This window comes from Vibrio sp. L85 (assembly GCF_963871815.1).
GTDB lineage: Bacteria > Pseudomonadota > Gammaproteobacteria > Enterobacterales > Vibrionaceae > Vibrio > Vibrio harveyi.
This window is the reverse complement of sequence record NZ_CAWMYL010000091.1, coordinates 38714-55666: the sequence shown is the minus strand read 5'-3', so window position 1 is coordinate 55666 and position 16953 is coordinate 38714. Positions and strand designations below refer to the sequence as shown.

The window sequence follows — 16953 nt, the reverse complement described above, 5'->3', positions numbered from 1 at the left end:
CCATGACTTAAAACTGAAATATTAGCGTCATAATCAACACCTAGTATGGGCTGAAAATCACGTTTTTGTCTCACTTATGTGACGAAAAAGCGGACACGTTGATTCAAACTCAGGAAAGAACATCCATTGATTATGACAAAGCGCAAACGTTTACGCCTTTCTTTTTCACTGATTCAAACTATCAGTGCAACATTTCTAACTATCATCGCACTTGTTATAGCCCTTTCTGTCTCAAGTTTCAAAGGAGTGGAGCAGGTGGGTGACCAATTTAATGCCTTGTCTCAAAAAGCGTTACCAATGGCAATGGCAAACGCGACACTCACAAGGAACGTTTTGGAACAGGTGAAACTGCTTAATTATGGAATGCAAATAACCGATCCTAATGAACTTCCTTTGATTACATCTCAAATCGAAGAACTGGCAAGTCAAAGCGACGACCTAATCGAGCAAACGTCCGGCGTTGCTGATCATCTCTCCAGTATGCTCCAAGGAAATGTCGCGGAACTCCATCAAATCACGAACTCCATTTTATCCAAACAGTCTGCGGTGATTCAGATGCAAAGTGACATTAACTCGGCTGTTGGCGGGTTTCGTTACGGTCTTAGTTCGATTGGACCTGAGATGAACCGCATCAGTTCATTTCTTAGTAACGAAAATCCTGAATCGAGTGATGCAGCAAATCGTTTTATCGCCTCTGCAAGTTCAATGGAAAGCACTTTCTTGGTCATGATGATGCAAACTGAGCTAGGAAAAGCGGAGCGAGAATACAAGGAGATGCGCAATCGCATCGCTGGCATCAATCTCGCTTTTGATGATTTCAAAGAATGGCATCCAGAAGTTAACGAGTTTGCTAGCCTCATTGCGCCTTATGAAATGGTACAGGCGGGCTTCAAGGACGATGGTGTACTCCGTTTAATATTGGCAAAGTTGGAAAGGAGTGAGCAGCAAAAAGCTGAGTTTCAACGTGCCTCTCAGCTTTCAAATGAAACCATGTATTTACTCGATCAAGTGTCTGATGTGGCCTCCGCTTTGATCAAAGAACGTGAAACCGTGGTCCAGAAAACAATTAAAAACGTTATTTTTATGGTGGTTACTGCCGCTGGTGTTATCTCTCTGGTCATCCTCGCAACGTGGTTTGGTCTAAGAACGTGGATTAATCGAGGTCTTAGAAATATTCTGAATCGTTTGTCGGCATTAACAGAGCATGACTTTCGTGACAAAGCTCAAGAGATAGGTCCGTTTGAACTCAAAGAAGTCGCACGCAAGCTCAATCTTGTCATCGACTCAACACTCGACTCTATTTCTACTGTGACTCGTAATTGCGATATCTTGTACCAAACTGCAGAAATCAGCCACGGTGCTGCTGAGCAAACAAATCAAAGCTTAACCACGCAAAATGAAGCGTTAATGAGCATGGTGACGACGATCACTCAGTTAGAAGCGTCGATTCGGGAGATTGCATCGGTCACTAATGCTTCGTCTGAAGATTCGTATTTAGCGACGGAGCATACAGTGAGAGGTGTGAGTGTTGTGGAACAAAATCGCCTGCGTTTGGAATCACTAGAGAGCTCTCTCAACACAAACGAACAATCTATGATGGAGCTCGATCTGCGCGTAAAACAAATTCGTGAAATGGTTGACATGATCAGTGGCATTGCTGACAACACTAACTTACTTGCGTTGAACGCAGCGATTGAAGCAGCGCGTGCAGGAGAGCAAGGAAGAGGCTTTGCGGTCGTTGCAGATGAGGTTCGTAAGCTCGCCAGTGATACCTCGCAGCAAACCACCAATATTCGTGAAATGATGAATGAGTTAGTTATCGCAGCGGATCGTTCTCGGAAGGCTGTGAATGATTCACGTGAGGAAATGTCTTCTGCGTTACAGTCAAGTCATCAAGTGAAATCTACCTTTACTGAAATTAATGAAGCGGTTCAGCTTATCCAGCAACGTGTCGACCAAATTTCTGTTGCGACAGAAGAGCAAGAACGCGCTACCGCTGAAGTTTCTCAAGCTATCTCACACCTTTCTGAGCAAGGTGAACATACCAAACTTCAGTTGGAAGCCATGGTTGAGAGCTCGGAACAAGTCGCAGACATCGCAGGGCATCAACAAACGATGCTGCATAAATACGAACTGCTTAAAGTGAGTTGATCCAACATTAGGTAAGAGCAACCGAACTTCCTATACGACCAAAGGCAGGGCAATCGCTCTGCCTTTTTAATTTTCGACTCCAAGAGTGAGTGACCTAAATCGCAAATTGATTAACGATACGGGAGTAATGTGCCATTAGCATTTGTTAATGCTTTGTTGTCAACTCAGGGTTGTTAGAATATTCCGTTAAATATAGGGAGTGCGATAAATGCCAGAGCGAGCAAGTTTGATATTAATAAACGATCACCGAGAGGTTTTATTGATTGAACGAGTGAGGGGCGATAGACACTATTGGGTGTTTCCAGGCGGTAGTGTAGAGGATGGAGAAAGTCTTTCTGAAGCGGCGAAACGCGAAGCTCTAGAAGAGACCTCTATAGAACTGACATCGCTCAAATTTGTGTTTCAGAATCAAAATCAAGGTCGACAGGAGCATTACTTCTTATCACATATCGGCTCAGCTACCCCAACGCTAGGTAATGGTCCCGAGCAACAAAGGCAATCGGTTTCCAATCAATATATTCTGAGATGGGTGAGTTTTACTGAGCTAGCCGTGCTTCCTCTCTTTCCAGTAGAAGCGAAACAAATATGCCTTCAGAGCGAGGAGGTACTCTTTGGTCGATAAAGTATGTCCAGTGGTATTAAGAGACCAAAATAACGAGATTCTTCTTTTCAAACATCCTCTTGCAGGCGTTCAGTTGGTGAAAGGCACTGTTGAACCCTTCGATTACGACTTCTTAAGTGCGGCAAAAAGAGAATTGGCAGAAGAGTCGGGGATTGAACTGGTCAATCAAACAACCTACTTAGGGGCTTGGGAGAGTGGGTTTCAAGAGCAGATTTGGCATTTCGTTTTGTGTGAATGTGAAGCGTTGCCGGAACAGTGGGTCTTCCACACTCAAGATGATGGTGGGCATGATTTTGAATTCTTTTGGCATAAGGTGACAGAAGACATTTCTTTTCGTGCGCACCCTGTTTTTCAACATGCTTTAGAGCAAGTTCGTGAGTTTATTCGTCTTGAGGCAATGAAGTGAAAGTTGGAATCGGTAATCACACGAATGGTGAGTTGTTTCAAGAACTCAAAGAACAACGTATTCAATTCAATCAGTTTGCCTTACAGCTGTTTGAAGACCAAATGATACAAACCAAACAACGTGGCCAGACATTGTCTGTATTGGTAACAACGCCTTCGGAATTAAGGGCTCCTTTTGGAGCAACGCTGGCTGAGCTTGTTGCTCATGCAGCTCTGAAAGGGCTAGAGCCTTGTCCGCTTGCCGTCGCATCATACTTGTTACTTCAAGGTATTTCGCTCACAAAAGATGAATACATAATGCTCGCTTCTTTGCCTCTTGCTCAGGAAGAGACCTATCCCAGAGGTTTATATCTGCGCAAGCGGGATGATGGTGTGTGGCTAAGAGGTTATCGATGTGAGGATGCCTTTATCTTTCCGCCTTCGATGAAGTTTTTGTTCATTGACTTAAAAGCACCACAAGAGGGATAACTTTGACCTACGTTTACCATCGCGTACCAAGCAACTTGACGGGAGACCGATTGAAACCTCTTAACTGCTTGAAAGCGTCACACCCGAACTTGTATCAACAACATGTCAAGAAATACGAGTATCGTCCGCAAGCTCTAAAGCGTCGTGTTCATGGGTTGGATTGTTATTGGAATGACGTGCTTCACTTTACACCGATTCATCCGGGCAAGGTACTAGAGGGATTGAGAAAGAGCGGCCTTGAGACGACAACGCTAGGTCGTTGGTTTCGGTTTGATGTGAGGGAGCTTGGCTTTGATAAAACCAATACCGTGATTTTCTGGTCGCCCAATCAAGAATTTGGTGATTGGAAAGAATCAAAAGAGGATTTTATGCCTTACAAAGAGACCGAACTTTTACAACTCAGCGAACTTCCGAGCAAAACGCTATGCTTTTATCAGGAGCGAATTCATAAGGAAGAAGTGCCATTGTTATTCTTTCGTACCCCTCACGTACTGTTTAAAGGCTCTGTCGGTCTCAAAAATGGTCATGAAATTACAATTGTTTAGCTGACTTCTATATGCTTTGCGCATTCATTCAGATAAGGAAAGGAAACGATAATGGATAAATTCGTAGTGTTTCTCCTATGCCTTTGCCTGACAGTAGGTGGCGTTATTCACCTTTACGACAATATTGTCGATGGCTTTTTGCCTTACGATTTTGCCCCAGGCTGGTTAAACATGTATTGGAGTGCTTTGGGTCTCCTAGATTTGCTTGCCGTGTATTTGTTGATCAAGCATCGACGGACCGGGCTGGTTTTAGTTTTATTGATTATGTTAAGCAGCGTAGGCTTTAACTCGTATGCACACTATGGATTGGGTATCTTCGAGAGCAGTGGACAACTGCAATGGCAAACGTTGCTATTAGGATTTTCTATTGGGGTATCAATTTGGTTGTGGAATTCGCAAAAGAATCGTCACTCTCGTCAGATATTCCGTTAACTTTTTGACATTACTTATTTTTCAACAGGGAAGTGTTATGGATAACTTTAAGGAGCTGGCGAGCTTCGGTATTTTTGCTGCGCTATCAGGCTTTAGCTTTGGTGCCATCTTTTTTGGTATTGCATTTGTATACGCAGCAATAAATAAACAACAAGACGTGAGTGTACTCGCCATCTCATCGATTATTCTGGGTATTATCGGCTTGTTTGTCGGCGTCACTCAATCAAACAAGAAACGTAATTTGATTAAAGCCTAAAGATTTCTATTCAATCCTAAATACACTGGGGTGAGTAGCGGTTGCATGTTCGTGATACATATCATCGAGGTAGGTCAGCAACTCATCTTCTTCTAGAAATGGCGGCACTACCAAATCTCTGACTGGGCGCTTTATCGATGTTTCTGAATCGATATAAAGCGTCCAAATCCCATCTTTGCATTCCGCAAGCACGACTTTTCCAAACACATTCACTTTCATTGAGCGGCTCATGAGGAAGACTTTTCTTTGTAACGAAATGGCTGGGTAATCAGTTTATCTAATCTTTGCTCGTCTTTGTCGCGAATCTCTGGAACACCAATCACAACATCATCATGTCCTAACTCCGGTTGAGCTCGATATGTGCCAAACAAGCGATCCCAGATAGACAAGAAGAAGCCAAAGTTTGAATGTGTCTCGCGCACGATGACGGAGTGGTGAACGCGATGCATGTCTGGTGTCACAACCAACTTACGTAACGTCGCGTCCCAAGGCAGTGGCAGCTTTGCATTGCTATGGTTAAACATGGCGCTGGCATTCAATACGATTTCAAACACAACGATGCCAATAGGAGAGACGCCTAAAGTAAACACAGCGGCGATTTTTACCACCATAGAGAGAATGATTTCTATCGGGTGGAATCGTGTCCCGGTTGTGACATCGATATCCAAGTCAGCATGATGCATGCGGTGAAGCTTCCATAGCGGTTTAACTCGATGGAAGACTAAATGCTGTAGGTAGATGATGAGATCGAGTAGCACAATGCTTATCAGCACATTTAACCAAGTCGGGAAGGCAAGAGCATTGAGTAGGCCCCAATGGTTTTCATAAGCGATGATGGCCGCTTGAAAGGCTGCAATCGGCATAACTATGGCAATAACGACACTATTTAGTGCGACCAATGTGAGGTTGTTAAACCAGCGAAATGAACGGTCGACAGTCAGGTGCTTTCTCGGTCGCTTGTTTTCCCACAAGGTGCACAGCAACAAAACACCAATGAAGATGCTGAGTCGTAGCCAAGAAGGGTCGTTAAATGCAGTTTCGGGCACACTAATTTCCTTGTTTGATTCGCTTATTTGTTAAGACCTTAACACTCCACCGTATCTTTCAACGAGAAGAAAGGAATGTGAATGTCCGTCCGTTTATCAACATTTCTTGAGACTAACCCTCTATGCAAGTAGAATCGCGCTCTACTTTTATGAAGACCCTAACAACTGGCACTTTCTATCCATGAGAATCCACGCTTTCCATCGTTTATACCAGCACCGTCAATCTATCTCAACGAAGCCGTTTAACGCTCGCGGTTGTAAAGTGGTTCGCTGTCCTTATTGTCAGGTTTCTGAACAATATTGTTTGTGCGAGATTCAGCCGAACATTGAATCCAATATTGCCTGTATGCTGATCGTATCGGAAAACGAAGTGTTTAAGCCAAGTAATACTGGGCGTCTTATTGCTGATACGATTCAAGAGACCTACGTGTATCAATGGAATCGTACCGAACCTTCTGAAGAGATGTTGGCATTGCTAGAGAACGATGCTTATCAACCTGTGGTTGTCTTCCCAGCAGATTACGTGGATGAGCCTGAACGTTTGTTGGACGGCTTAAGCCCAGAGCCTTTGAAGACATCCGATGGCTCGGATAAAAAGTGGCTAATGATCTTCATTGATGGTAGTTGGCGTGAGGCACGTAAGATCTTCCGCCGTTCAGAGTTTCTTAAATCTTTGCCTGTGCTTTCTATTGAGCCGGAATCACTGTCTGAATACATTATGCGTCGCTCGGATAACGAGCAACACTTATCAACGGCAGAAGTGGCGACGTTAGTATTCAAACAGGCAGGTGAAGAGCAAGCTTCGGAGTGTCTGCAATTGTGGTTTGAAGCCTTCCGTGAAACCTACATGCTGACGAAAACTCGAGTAAAAACCGACTGGTCTCGCCCGCATCTGAAACGTTTCAAAGAGTGGGCTAAAATCGAGAGCTAACTCTAAGGAATGAACTTTTGTTGATGGCTTGTTGTTCAACTGGCTTCAACGAGGGGATAAATCTGCATTCCGTCACGGTTTGCAGGCGTACAGATATGGATAATGCCTAAAGTTTATCTTTTTGACTCCAGCATATTTTGGGAGTCGTTTGAGCATTTTAGGAGAGAATTGCATGTATTACGGCTTTGATGTCGGTGGCACTAAAATCGAGTTTGGTGCGTTTAACGAAAAACTTGAGCGTGTAGCAACTGAACGTGTACCAACACCAACAGACAACTACGATTTGCTGGTAGAAACCATCGCAGGTCTGGTTAACAAATACGATGCGGAATTTGGTTGTGAAGGTACGATTGGTCTTGGTCTTCCTGGCATGGAAGATGCGGATGACGCAACTGTACTAACGGTTAACGTACCTGCCGCAAAAGGCAAACCACTTCGTGCGGATCTGGAAGCTAAAATCGGTCGCAGCGTAAAAATCGAAAACGATGCAAACTGTTTCGCGCTTTCTGAAGCATGGGATGAAGACCTTCAAGACGAACCATCTGTACTAGGTTTGATCCTTGGTACGGGTTTTGGCGGCGGCTTTATCTACGAAGGTAAAGTGTTCTCTGGCCGTAACCACGTTGCGGGTGAGGTAGGTCATACACGTCTTCCTATCGACGCTTGGTTCCACCTAGGCGAAAACGCGCCTTTACTAGGTTGTGGTTGCGAAAAGAAAGGTTGTCTAGACAGCTACCTGTCTGGTCGTGGTTTCGAGCTTCTTTACGCGCATTACTATGGCGAAGAGAAGAAAGCGATCGATATCATTAAGTCACACGCAGAAGGTGAAGCAAAAGCGGTTGAGCACGTTGAGCGCTTTATGGAGCTTCTCGCAATCTGCTTTGCGAACCTGTTTACTGCGACTGACCCACACGTTGTTGTACTAGGCGGCGGTCTATCTAACTTCGAACTGATTTACGAAGAGATGCCAAAGCGTATTCCTAAGTACCTGCTTTCTGTCGCGAAATGTCCAAAGATCATCAAAGCAAAACATGGTGATTCAGGTGGCGTACGTGGTGCTGCGTTCCTAAACATCAAATAATCGTCTGAGTTTTCGGTAAGCGAAAATACATAAGACCTATATTGAAAGCCTCGTTTTCCTTTAAGGTGAAACGGGGCTTTTTACTTATAGAGTACGAACAAAAAGAATAGGTATAAAAAAACTCGCGACGAATCGCGAGTTTTTGTTTTGGTCTGTGTCGCTTGGCTTATTTGTTCTTTTTACCTACACCCAAGTTTTCTTTTTGAGCTAGGGTGATTTTGCTAAAGCCTAATTTTCTGAAGTAGTTATCACGGTAGTTGCGCACCGCTTTAGTATCAGATACTGCTTCGATTTGTTGCTCCATCTTTAGGAACTCAGTGATGTCGATACCTTCTGCTTCTGCAACCGCTTCTTGAATGTTGCGGTGTTGCTGGTACGAGAACGTCAGTTCTTTGTCTTGGTCTTTGTAAGTGTAAAGAATGGTGCGAGCCATAGCTGTCTCTCTGAAAATTTTTCTGTAATCAATAAAAAGGCCAGACATGCTGACCTTTGAATTCTGAATTGGCCTAGATTCTGCCTTGAAGAGGGATAATTGTCACGTTTTCTCCCGTTTTTACTGTATCAACAGCAGGGGAGATTTCGATCAGGCAGTTTGCCTCGCTCATTGAGCGCAAGATACCAGAGCCTTGTTTACCCGTTGTGCGGACCGTTAGACGACCTGTTTCGTCGAGTTCGTAGATACCGCGACTAAACTCGGTACGACCTTGGCGAGAACGGAGGTTTTCTGTGGCAATGGCACTGACTTTGAGTGGCTTCCAGCCTTGTTCACCTTGCATCTTACGCAGCGCAGGCTCAACAAAGTTGATGAATGAAACCATCACGGCAACAGGGTTACCCGGCAAACCAAAGAAAGGTTTATCGTTGATTTGACCGAACGCAAGCGGACGACCAGGACGCATGTTGATACGCCAGAAATCAATTTGCCCCAGTTTGTCCAATGCCAGCTTAATGTAATCTGCATCGCCAACGGATACGCCGCCAGAAGTCATCACTACGTCGGCTTGCGCAGAAGCATTTTCGAGCGCTTCAATCATTAATTGCTCATTATCTTCTAGAATACCGAAATCCAAAATTTCACAGTCAAGTTTCTCTAACATGCCCATGATAGTGAAACGGTTTGAATCGTAGATTGAATTCGCTTTCTGATCTGTACCTGGCGCTTGCACTTCGTCACCGGTAGAGAACACAGCAACTTTCAACTTGCGGAACACATTCGCTTCACCAAAGCCAAGAGAAGCAATCATGCCCATCTCAGGGGAGGCTAGGCGAGTGCCTGCGGTAAACACATCACTACCAATTGCTAAGTCTTCACCCGCTTGGCGAACGTTTTGACCGGTTTTGATGCTTGCACCATTGAACGTGACTTTATCGCTATCCTGTGTTGCCTGTTCACGCATAACAACGGTATCACCATTGATAGGTGTTGGGGCGCCCGTCATGATCTTAACCGCTTGACCAACTTCTAAAGGCTGATCGTAAGCATGACCCGCCATCACTTCAGCAACCACTTGGTAGCTGTCGCGCTCGATGTCATCACCGCGAATAGCGTAACCATCCATCGCTGAGTTGGTGTATTGCGGCACGTTAACTGGTGACACCACGTGGTCTCCTAGCACACGACCGTATGCATTTTCAATCTTGCACGCTTCGGTTTCAGCAACTGTGTTCACCAAAGAAAGGATCTTTTCTTGTCCTTGAACCACAGAAAGGAAAGCTGGAGAAAGGGTATCGCAGCAAGCGGCTTCTTTCTCTTTACTCTTTGGTGCTTTCGCTTCTTGAACATACTGAATAACGAACTGGGCAATCGCCTCAAGATCGTTGATGTTCATTTGTGGCAGTTCAGAATCCAGTTCGCCGCTGTCTGAAGCAATCGCGATGATGTTTTCATCGTTTGGATGAAGCCAAGGCTTGCCGACTTCTTCTCGGTGCAATTCGATCTTAGGAAAGGCAATGTTTTTGCAGCCTTCCACCAAAACCACATCTAGCTTCTCTTCATCGAAACGTGTCAGTAGGTAATCAAACTCCGATTCTGATTCTGGTGTTTCTGTCATCAGTGCGAAGCGGTTACGAGAAGAGATCAGCATTTGCGATGCGCCCGCTTTACGTAGGCGATGGCTGTCTTTGCCCGGTTGGTCGACATCGAAGTTATGGTGTGCGTGCTTTAGCATACCGATGCGTAAACCTGCTTCGGTCAACTTTGGTAGCAATGCTTCAAGTAGCGTAGTTTTGCCCGTGCCTGAGTAGGCAGCAAAACCAAGAATAGGGATGTTTAGCGTGTGTTTCATGATTCAAGTTGTCCAAATTGCGCCAGTTCTTCAGGCGTATTTAAGTTGACGAAACAGTTTGGTGAGTCGCTAAAGTCAACGTAACTGGTGTTGCACTCTTTGTAGAGTAGGATGATCTTACGATCGCCACGTTCTAAAAACGCGGTCAGCTTTGGCAGTATGCGCTTGTGATAAAGCGTGAAGACAGGCTGCTGGTGGTCGCCATCATGAGCAACCAAAATATCGGTGTCTTCTTCTACTGCATTGCAAAAACGCTCAACAAGATCAGTGTTGATTTGTGGGCTGTCGCAAGGGACGAAGCCAACCCAATCGGTTTCTGCATGAACCAAGCCCGCGTGGATGCCGCCCATCGGACCTGGGAAATCTTTAAATTGATCACTGAAGACGAAACCAAACGCACGGTAGGCGTCTTGGTTTCGGTTCGCATTGATTAGAATGCGTGGTGTTTGCGGAGATAAACGTTCGATAACGTGTTCGATGAGTGGCTTCTGATTCAGTTCGATCAGACCTTTGTCTTTTCCACCCATACGGCTGGCTTGACCACCAGCCAAAATGACCCAACTAGTTTGTGTTGGCTGAAGCATATGCGTTCTCTTGGGATGTTTCTTTTGGTATGACATACAAGAGTGGAGACTCTATCAAAGTCTTGTCTTTAATCCACCACTGTTTTTTACATAAATCCGTCAACGCGTTCGCTTGGTGGCTAGTCACAACAATACTAGAGCCACGATCAAGCAGATCTTTTGCCATGATAACCAGACGTTCAATCGACTCTTGGTCGAGAGAGGCACTTGGTTCGTCCATCAACAAAATCGATGGTTTTAAAATCCAAGCTCGTGCCATTGCTACGCGTTGCTTTTCACCGCCGGACAATACAGAGATGTGTTCGTCGGCTAAGGTTTCTAACCCTACCATGCGCAGCGCACTAATAACTTGAGCTCGCTTATCTTTTGCCGTGTCTTGTTGATATTTAACTCCATAAACGACGTTTTCGTACACAGTGCCGTCAAAAAGGTAAGGAGACTGATGGAGATAAATCACGTCAACACGACCATTGCGACGCGTCCACTTCTTCAACCAAGTATCTTTCGGTGCCACCACTTTACCCGTTGAAGGCTTGAGCAAACCCGCAAGGATCTTAAGTAAGGTGGTTTTACCAACGCCATTGTCACCTTTTAGGTAAATCGCGTCGTTTGGACCAATGGCTAATTCAGGGATGTGGAAAAGCACACGCTCTTTAAAGCGCATGGACAATTGCTCGGCGGTAATTTTTATAGTCATAATTCACCCTTACATTGGGTCGATGGCGAGTCGATTGCTTGCTTCATGTTCTTAGATAGCCTTTGCCTCTCATGCTCGATAAGAGGAAGTTGAGCGCTAACGCTAACGATAGTAATACAATTCCTAATGCAACTCCTTGCGCAAAAGCACCTTTACTACTTTCCATTGCAATGGCAGTCGGAATATTACGGGTTACGCCCATAATGTTGCCACCAACCATCATTGAACAACCTACCTCTGTGACGATTCGTGAGAATCCCGCAATGATAGCCGCCAATAAAGGAAAACGTGTCTCCCAGATCATAGTAGCAGCGATACGAGGTATTGACGCTCCTAACGTAATCGCCGTTTCAACCGCGCGACGGTCACTCGATTGGAGCGCACCGTGCATCATAGAAACCAGAACCGGAAAACAGACGATCATTTGTCCTAAGATCATGGCTTTTTGCGTAAACAGCATTTGCCAATCACCTAAAGGTCCCGCTCTCGATAGCAGCATGTAGAGCAGCAAACCGATTACGACCGTTGGCACCGCCTGTAAGGTGTTCACAATGGACAGCAAGAACCACTTACCACGAAAGTCGGTGTAGGCGAGGACAAAGGACATCAAAATAGACGGCAATACCACCAAAGATATTGCCGTAATAGAAACACTAAAGGAGACCGCAACGATCTCCCATAGGTCTGCATCAAAATTCACCAGTAAGCGCAAGGCTTCTAGTGTTGTATCAGCAAGATTCATATTGCGTTATTTGGTCTCAGCATTCGCAACGAACAATTGTTTACCATTCAGACGGAAGCTGTTGATCAGCTCTTGACCGTGCGGATTTACTAACCAGTCACTGAATGCCTTCGCACCTTGGTAGTTGATGGTTGGATAACGCTCTGGGTTAACCAAAATCACTTGGTATGGGTTAAACAGTTTTTCGTCGCCTTGGAATAGAATCGCAAGATCCAATTTGTTTTGGTAAGCCAACCATGTACCACGGTCAGTCATGGTGTAGCCTTGCATCTCTGAAGCCATATTCAGAGTAGGACCCATACCTTGGCCTACGCTGCGGTAGCCACCAAAGTTTGGTTCCATCTTAGTTTGCGCCCAAATGCCCAATTCTTTTTTGTGTGTACCGGAATCATCGCCACGAGAGATGAAAGTTGCATCTTTGTTTGCGATCTCTTTGAATACGTCGAGTACGGATGCATCATCTTTCACTTGTGCTGGGTCAGACTTAGGACCAACGATAACGAAGTCGTTGTACATCAGTTTACGTGGAAGGACGCCGTAGCCATTCTCAACAAACACACCTTCTGCTTTAGGAGCGTGTGTCATTACCAAATCAACGTCGCCGTTTTCACCCATCTTCAGCGCTTTACCAGTGCCCGCCGCGATGATATCCACTTTGTAGCCAGTGTCTTTTTCAAATTGAGGAAGTAGGTAGTCCAGTAAGCCAGAGTGGTAAGTACTTGTTGTTGTTGCCAGGCGAATGTGTTCTCCATCTTGAGCTGAAAAAGCAGAGTAGCTTACAAGAGTGATTGACGTTGCAGCTAGAGTCAGCGCAATTTTTTTCATTTTAGTTGTTTCCTTTCCAATGATTCTTTGGCTTCTAAAGTCTTGGGTTACTAAAGAAGTCGCCAGAGCGTCATAGCGCGCTCATATCACAAGTCACCTTAGGGTGAGGGAGCGAGAAGCGATGATTACGCGTTGATCTCTCCCGCATCCTGAGACCACTTGGACACTCCATATAGCAAACAAGATGCCAACATTTTACAAGCTCAAAATGTTTGATTTATGCGCTAATTCATGGACTTATTTGCATAAAAATTTGCGTTGGTACAAAATGTCGCACTTTTTGTAGGGTATCTCTGTTTAAACTTGGTACACTCTGTCCCATTCAAATCCAACTGGGGTAAATATGTCTACTCAATCCCATATTAGTACAAACCAACAATACAACGCTTTTTCAGTACTGGTCGTTGATGACGAACTCGGTATGCAAGCCATCCTTAAAAAGGCTCTGGGCAAGCTGTTTTCTCAAGTCGATACAGCGGGCAGCATTGAAGAAGCGGAAGAGCTACGTAACTCACGCCACTACGATTTGATTCTGTTAGATATCAACTTACCGGGGCGTTCAGGGATTGAATGGGAAGAGGCGTTTGAAGATGACGACAAACGCGCGGATGTCATCTTTATGACAGGCTACGCGGATTTGGAAATTGCGATTCGAGCCCTACAGCTTGGTGCATCGGACTTTATCCTCAAGCCGTTTAACCTAGAACAGATGCTGAAAGCGGTCAGTCGTTGTATGGATCGTCGTTTGAACGAACGCATGCAATACGCGATGAAGCGTGACTATCAGCGTCACAACACCTCAGAGATTATTGGCGGTTCGGAAAAAACTCGCCAGCTCAAACAACTGATCACTCAATTTGCGCCGTCTCGCGCATCTGTCCTAGTGGAAGGTGAGTCGGGCACCGGTAAAGAGTTGGTAGCGAGAGGCATTCACCAAGCAAGCGGTCGAACAGGTCCATTCGTCCCACTTAACTGTGGCGCGATTGCACCAGAGCTTTTAGAGAGTGAGTTATTCGGGCATACCTCGGGGGCTTTTACTGGCGCTAAGAAATCTCGCGAGGGTCTTTTCCGCGTAGCCAATGGCGGCACATTATTCCTTGATGAAATCGGTGAGATGCCTTTGTCCATGCAAGCGTCACTGCTACGCGTGTTAGAGCAGCGCACCATTCGCCCGGTTGGTTCTGAGCGTGAAATCAGCATTGATGTTCGTATTGTCGCGGCGACCAACCGCAACCTGCAAGAAGAGGTCAACAAAGGTAACTTCCGTAGCGACCTTTACTACCGTTTGAACGTGCTGAAGATTGAAGTTGCCCCTCTACGTGAGCGTAAAACAGACTTGTTTGAACTGGTTCCATATTTCAGCAATATGCTGACCAGTGAGCTGGGTATGCAAGCACCGAAGTGGGCGCATGAAGATATGGAAGCGATGAGCGAATACGAATGGCCAGGTAACATTCGTGAACTTAAAAACCTCATCGAGCGTTGTATTTTGTTAGGTAAACCACCTGCGCATCACTGGCGTGAACTCAATGGCGGTCATGCTTTACCTAATGTCTCCATTACCGTGTCACACAGTGAAGAATTGCCAACCTTCAAAGAGGGCAAAGAGTTCTCTGGTGAAGGCTATCCAAACACTTGGACACTAAAAGAAGTGGAAAAAGCGCATATCCAACAGTTGGTTAATTTGCACGAAGGCAACAAGTCGGCGGCGGCTCGAGATTTAGGAGTGGCACGAAAAACGCTAGAGCGCAAATACAAAGAGTGGGATTCTGAGGACGAGGATTATGCCGAGTAGTAGTTGGCAGCAACACAAAGGATTGTCTAAATGGACGTACCGATTCAAAACCATGGTGCGTTATCGACTGTTGATTTTGACATCTGCGCCAATCTTTCTAACGCTGATAGCCCTTATCGGCATTACGATCTATTGGTCGATTCACTATACGTGGCAAAACGCGTTGTTAGACGTATCGGAGCGTTTGGGTGTCGCTAATAACAGCATTACGCTGCTGCAACAAAAGCAGGCGAACTACGTCAAATCGTTCGCGGACTCTTATGACTTCCGTACCAGAGTGAACCAAAATGTCCCACAAGCAGAGTTGCAAAAGTGGGTGACGGCGCAGAAGAAACGTTACGGTTTGGACTTTTTGTCCTTCCAACGTGTTAATTCGATGGAAAACAAATTCCGCTTTATGGATTTAACTAAGCGCGAATCTTTCTTCGATGTTCTCGACAGAAAGGAACTGGAAAAGCTAGACCCTGAACTCGCCAAACGTGCTGAAGTACCGATTCTAAAGACTGGTGGAGTGGAAGCGCGTGGCTTGGTGAGCCGAACTGTGATCCCAGTTTACAGCCAACAGAACGACTTAATTGGCTTCTTAGATGGCGGTTTGCTGCTTAACAACAGCACGGTATTGGTCGATCAAATTCGTGATCTTATCTATTTGAGTGATAACGACACCCTCCGTCCCGTGGGGACTCTGACGGTATTCTTGGATGATCTTCGTGTTAGTACTAACGTTCCCTTAGATAGCGACCAACGTTTGGGGCGCGCTATCGGTACGCGAGTAAGTTCAGAGGTATACAACAAGGTATTGGCGGAAGGTGAGCAATGGGTCGATCGCGCGTTTGTTTACGATGCTTGGTACATCACTGCTTATCAACCAATCAAAGACCAGTACGACAATGTCATTGGTATGCTCTACACCGGTTACTTGATGTGGCCATTCGTAAAAGCTTACATGACCAATATCGTTGAGATCAGCTTGATTACCTTAATGCTGCTCTTAGTTTCTGGCGTGATGGTGTATCGCGGTTCTCGTGATCTATTCCGTCCAATCGAGCGCATCTACAAAGTCGTGAAGCTTGTCCAGTTGGGTAAAGAAAAGCGCATTGGTCCATTAGGGTTGGATGAACACCATGAGCTGGCTCAGTTAGCACGTCAGTTCGATAACATGCTTGACGCTTTGGAAGATCGCAAAGTCGAACTGAAGAACTCTGCCATGGAGCTGGAAGGTAAAGTTCAACAACGCACGGCGAGTTTGAAAGACAAAACTGAAGAGCTTGAACTTCATATTCAACTACTCAACCAAACCCGTGACAAGCTCGTCGTCAACGAAAAGCTTGCCGCACTGGGTGAGTTGACTGCTGGGATCGCCCACGAGATTAACAATCCAACCGCAGTGATTCTGGGTAACGTTGAATTGATTCAATTTGAGCTAGGTGAAGAGGCAAGCCGCGTTCAGGAAGAGATTGATGCGATTCACGCTCAAATTGACCGTATTCGTAATATCACGCGCAGCTTACTGCAATACAGCCGTCAGGGCGGTGTACAAGACGAAATTACGTGGCAGCACGTGAATCCAATTATCGATGAGAGTATTACGCTGGTTAAAACCGGCACTAAAAAGCGCGACATCGATTTTGTCACCGATTTACAAGCCCATACCTCGGTCGAGATCAACCGCCACCACTTGCTGCAGATTCTGGTGAACTTGCAGATGAATGGCATTCACGCGATGGACGGCAAAGGCAAGCTAGCCGTCGTGAGTGAAGATTGGATTGAAGACGGCGAACTGAAAGGTGCCGCGATTCATGTCACTGACGAAGGTTGCGGTATCAAGCCAGAAAACTTGAGTCGTATCTTCTCGCCATTCTATACCACTAAACGCGACGGTACTGGGCTAGGGCTTTCTGTTTCGCAAAGTATTCTTAGTCAAACAGGCGGCGAGCTAAAAGCTGAATCGGAATGGGGCAAAGGCAGTACGTTCAGTATCTACCTGCCAAAGAAAGCCGAGCTACTGCTTGAGGTAACGAATATCGCTTAACCGGCGATTCCAATTCGTAACGCGCAAAGAAAAGGGTCAGTGTAAATCACTGACCC

19 protein-coding genes are annotated in these 16953 nt (G+C 45.6%); 11 read left to right on the top strand and 8 right to left on the bottom strand.

Annotated features, from left to right (window positions below; translation table 11 throughout):
• Window positions 1–132 precede the first annotated feature (132 nt).
• The 7 genes from AACR11_RS09575 to AACR11_RS09545 all read left to right on the top strand — a co-directional run bounded on the left by AACR11_RS09575 (window position 133) and on the right by AACR11_RS09545 (window position 4879).
• Entirely contained in the window at window positions 133–2151 is a 2019-nt protein-coding gene (locus AACR11_RS09575; protein WP_029788479.1) for a methyl-accepting chemotaxis protein, read from the top strand.
• Window positions 2152–2359: 208 nt separating this feature from the next.
• On the top strand, window positions 2360–2773 hold the full coding sequence (locus AACR11_RS09570) for an NUDIX hydrolase (protein WP_029788478.1): 414 nt from the start codon (window positions 2360–2362) through the stop codon (window positions 2771–2773).
• Complete coding sequence (locus AACR11_RS09565) at window positions 2763–3179, top strand: NUDIX hydrolase (RefSeq protein WP_029788477.1); 417 nt, start codon at window positions 2763–2765, stop codon at window positions 3177–3179. Before AACR11_RS09570 ends, AACR11_RS09565 begins: the two co-directional genes overlap by 11 nt.
• Complete coding sequence (locus tag AACR11_RS09560) at window positions 3176–3646, top strand: hypothetical protein (protein WP_017190148.1); 471 nt, start codon at window positions 3176–3178, stop codon at window positions 3644–3646. The genes AACR11_RS09565 and AACR11_RS09560 overlap by 4 nt, the downstream gene beginning before the upstream one ends.
• A 2-nt stretch (window positions 3647–3648) precedes the next feature.
• Window positions 3649–4191 (top strand): hypothetical protein, encoded by a 543-nt coding sequence (locus AACR11_RS09555; RefSeq protein ID WP_009697770.1) that lies wholly within the window; start codon window positions 3649–3651, stop codon window positions 4189–4191.
• A 51-nt stretch (window positions 4192–4242) separates the two neighbouring features.
• The gene (locus tag AACR11_RS09550) at window positions 4243–4623 is read left to right on the top strand and encodes a hypothetical protein (RefSeq protein WP_005445835.1); all 381 of its coding nucleotides are present in this window, start codon (window positions 4243–4245) and stop codon (window positions 4621–4623) included.
• A 37-nt stretch (window positions 4624–4660) separates the two neighbouring features.
• Complete coding sequence (locus AACR11_RS09545) at window positions 4661–4879, top strand: hypothetical protein (protein WP_005445834.1); 219 nt, start codon at window positions 4661–4663, stop codon at window positions 4877–4879.
• Window positions 4880–4885: 6 nt separating this feature from the next.
• On the opposite strand, the gene AACR11_RS09540 is transcribed toward AACR11_RS09545, so the two are convergent.
• On the bottom strand, window positions 4886–5110 hold the full coding sequence (locus AACR11_RS09540; RefSeq protein ID WP_009697772.1) for a DUF7661 family protein: 225 nt from the start codon (window positions 5108–5110) through the stop codon (window positions 4886–4888).
• Window positions 5107–5925, bottom strand: a complete 819-nt coding sequence (locus AACR11_RS09535) for a sterol desaturase family protein (RefSeq protein WP_079324690.1) — start codon at window positions 5923–5925, stop codon at window positions 5107–5109. The genes AACR11_RS09540 and AACR11_RS09535 overlap by 4 nt, the downstream gene beginning before the upstream one ends.
• Window positions 5926–6106: 181 nt before the next feature.
• On the opposite strand from AACR11_RS09535, the gene AACR11_RS09530 reads away from it, so the two are divergent.
• Both AACR11_RS09530 and nagK read left to right on the top strand, forming a co-directional pair.
• Window positions 6107–6856 (top strand): tRNA-uridine aminocarboxypropyltransferase, encoded by a 750-nt coding sequence (locus tag AACR11_RS09530; RefSeq protein ID WP_029788475.1) that lies wholly within the window; start codon window positions 6107–6109, stop codon window positions 6854–6856.
• Window positions 6857–7028: 172 nt separating this feature from the next.
• Entirely contained in the window at window positions 7029–7937 is a 909-nt protein-coding gene (nagK, locus tag AACR11_RS09525; RefSeq protein WP_005445828.1) for an N-acetylglucosamine kinase, read from the top strand.
• 166 nt (window positions 7938–8103) lie between these two features.
• Here the strand turns inward: nagK and AACR11_RS09520 are convergent, their stop codons facing one another.
• The 6 genes from AACR11_RS09520 to AACR11_RS09495 all read right to left on the bottom strand — a co-directional run bounded on the left by AACR11_RS09520 (window position 8104) and on the right by AACR11_RS09495 (window position 13070).
• A complete protein-coding gene (locus AACR11_RS09520) occupies window positions 8104–8370 on the bottom strand; it encodes a DUF2960 domain-containing protein (RefSeq protein ID WP_005377584.1) in 267 nt (88 codons plus the stop codon).
• A 73-nt stretch (window positions 8371–8443) separates the two neighbouring features.
• Entirely contained in the window at window positions 8444–10222 is a 1779-nt protein-coding gene (locus AACR11_RS09515; RefSeq protein ID WP_029788474.1) for a bifunctional molybdopterin-guanine dinucleotide biosynthesis adaptor protein MobB/molybdopterin molybdotransferase MoeA, read from the bottom strand.
• Window positions 10219–10806, bottom strand: a complete 588-nt coding sequence (gene mobA / locus AACR11_RS09510; protein WP_029788473.1) for a molybdenum cofactor guanylyltransferase MobA — start codon at window positions 10804–10806, stop codon at window positions 10219–10221. Before mobA ends, AACR11_RS09515 begins: the two co-directional genes overlap by 4 nt.
• Window positions 10784–11503 (bottom strand): energy-coupling factor ABC transporter ATP-binding protein, encoded by a 720-nt coding sequence (locus AACR11_RS09505; protein WP_005445824.1) that lies wholly within the window; start codon window positions 11501–11503, stop codon window positions 10784–10786. The genes mobA and AACR11_RS09505 overlap by 23 nt, the downstream gene beginning before the upstream one ends.
• 43 nt (window positions 11504–11546) lie before the next feature.
• Window positions 11547–12245: an ABC transporter permease gene (locus tag AACR11_RS09500; RefSeq protein ID WP_005445822.1), complete on the bottom strand. Its 699-nt coding sequence runs from the start codon at window positions 12243–12245 to the stop codon at window positions 11547–11549.
• 6 nt (window positions 12246–12251) lie between these two features.
• Window positions 12252–13070 carry a substrate-binding domain-containing protein gene (locus AACR11_RS09495; RefSeq protein WP_005445821.1) on the bottom strand — a complete coding sequence of 273 codons (819 nt, stop codon included), beginning with the start codon at window positions 13068–13070 and terminating at the stop codon, window positions 12252–12254.
• 343 nt (window positions 13071–13413) lie between these two features.
• On the opposite strand from AACR11_RS09495, the gene AACR11_RS09490 reads away from it, so the two are divergent.
• Together AACR11_RS09490 and AACR11_RS09485 are read left to right on the top strand one after the other, a co-directional pair.
• Window positions 13414–14865 (top strand): sigma-54-dependent transcriptional regulator, encoded by a 1452-nt coding sequence (locus AACR11_RS09490; protein WP_005445819.1) that lies wholly within the window; start codon window positions 13414–13416, stop codon window positions 14863–14865.
• The gene (locus tag AACR11_RS09485) at window positions 14855–16897 is read left to right on the top strand and encodes a sensor histidine kinase (RefSeq protein ID WP_079324688.1); all 2043 of its coding nucleotides are present in this window, start codon (window positions 14855–14857) and stop codon (window positions 16895–16897) included. Before AACR11_RS09490 ends, AACR11_RS09485 begins: the two co-directional genes overlap by 11 nt.
• The last annotated feature ends 56 nt before the right edge of the window (window positions 16898–16953 follow it).

What these genes read in the sequence shown, in the direction of transcription:
- AACR11_RS09575 (WP_029788479.1), top strand. Translation starts at nt 133, where the DNA reads ATGACAAAGCGCAAACGTTTACGCCTTTCTTTTTCACTGATTCAAACT.
- AACR11_RS09570 (WP_029788478.1), top strand. Translation starts at nt 2,360, where the DNA reads ATGCCAGAGCGAGCAAGTTTGATATTAATAAACGATCACCGAGAGGTT.
- AACR11_RS09550 (WP_005445835.1), top strand. Translation starts at nt 4,243, where the DNA reads ATGGATAAATTCGTAGTGTTTCTCCTATGCCTTTGCCTGACAGTAGGT.
- AACR11_RS09545 (WP_005445834.1), top strand. Translation starts at nt 4,661, where the DNA reads ATGGATAACTTTAAGGAGCTGGCGAGCTTCGGTATTTTTGCTGCGCTA.
- AACR11_RS09540 (WP_009697772.1), bottom strand. Translation starts at nt 5,110, where the DNA reads ATGAGCCGCTCAATGAAAGTGAATGTGTTTGGAAAAGTCGTGCTTGCG.
- AACR11_RS09530 (WP_029788475.1), top strand. Translation starts at nt 6,107, where the DNA reads ATGAGAATCCACGCTTTCCATCGTTTATACCAGCACCGTCAATCTATC.
- nagK (WP_005445828.1), top strand. Translation starts at nt 7,029, where the DNA reads ATGTATTACGGCTTTGATGTCGGTGGCACTAAAATCGAGTTTGGTGCG.
- AACR11_RS09520 (WP_005377584.1), bottom strand. Translation starts at nt 8,370, where the DNA reads ATGGCTCGCACCATTCTTTACACTTACAAAGACCAAGACAAAGAACTG.
- AACR11_RS09515 (WP_029788474.1), bottom strand. Translation starts at nt 10,222, where the DNA reads ATGAAACACACGCTAAACATCCCTATTCTTGGTTTTGCTGCCTACTCA.
- mobA (WP_029788473.1), bottom strand. Translation starts at nt 10,806, where the DNA reads ATGCTTCAGCCAACACAAACTAGTTGGGTCATTTTGGCTGGTGGTCAA.
- AACR11_RS09505 (WP_005445824.1), bottom strand. Translation starts at nt 11,503, where the DNA reads ATGACTATAAAAATTACCGCCGAGCAATTGTCCATGCGCTTTAAAGAG.
- AACR11_RS09500 (WP_005445822.1), bottom strand. Translation starts at nt 12,245, where the DNA reads ATGAATCTTGCTGATACAACACTAGAAGCCTTGCGCTTACTGGTGAAT.
- AACR11_RS09495 (WP_005445821.1), bottom strand. Translation starts at nt 13,070, where the DNA reads ATGAAAAAAATTGCGCTGACTCTAGCTGCAACGTCAATCACTCTTGTA.
- AACR11_RS09490 (WP_005445819.1), top strand. Translation starts at nt 13,414, where the DNA reads ATGTCTACTCAATCCCATATTAGTACAAACCAACAATACAACGCTTTT.
- AACR11_RS09485 (WP_079324688.1), top strand. Translation starts at nt 14,855, where the DNA reads ATGCCGAGTAGTAGTTGGCAGCAACACAAAGGATTGTCTAAATGGACG.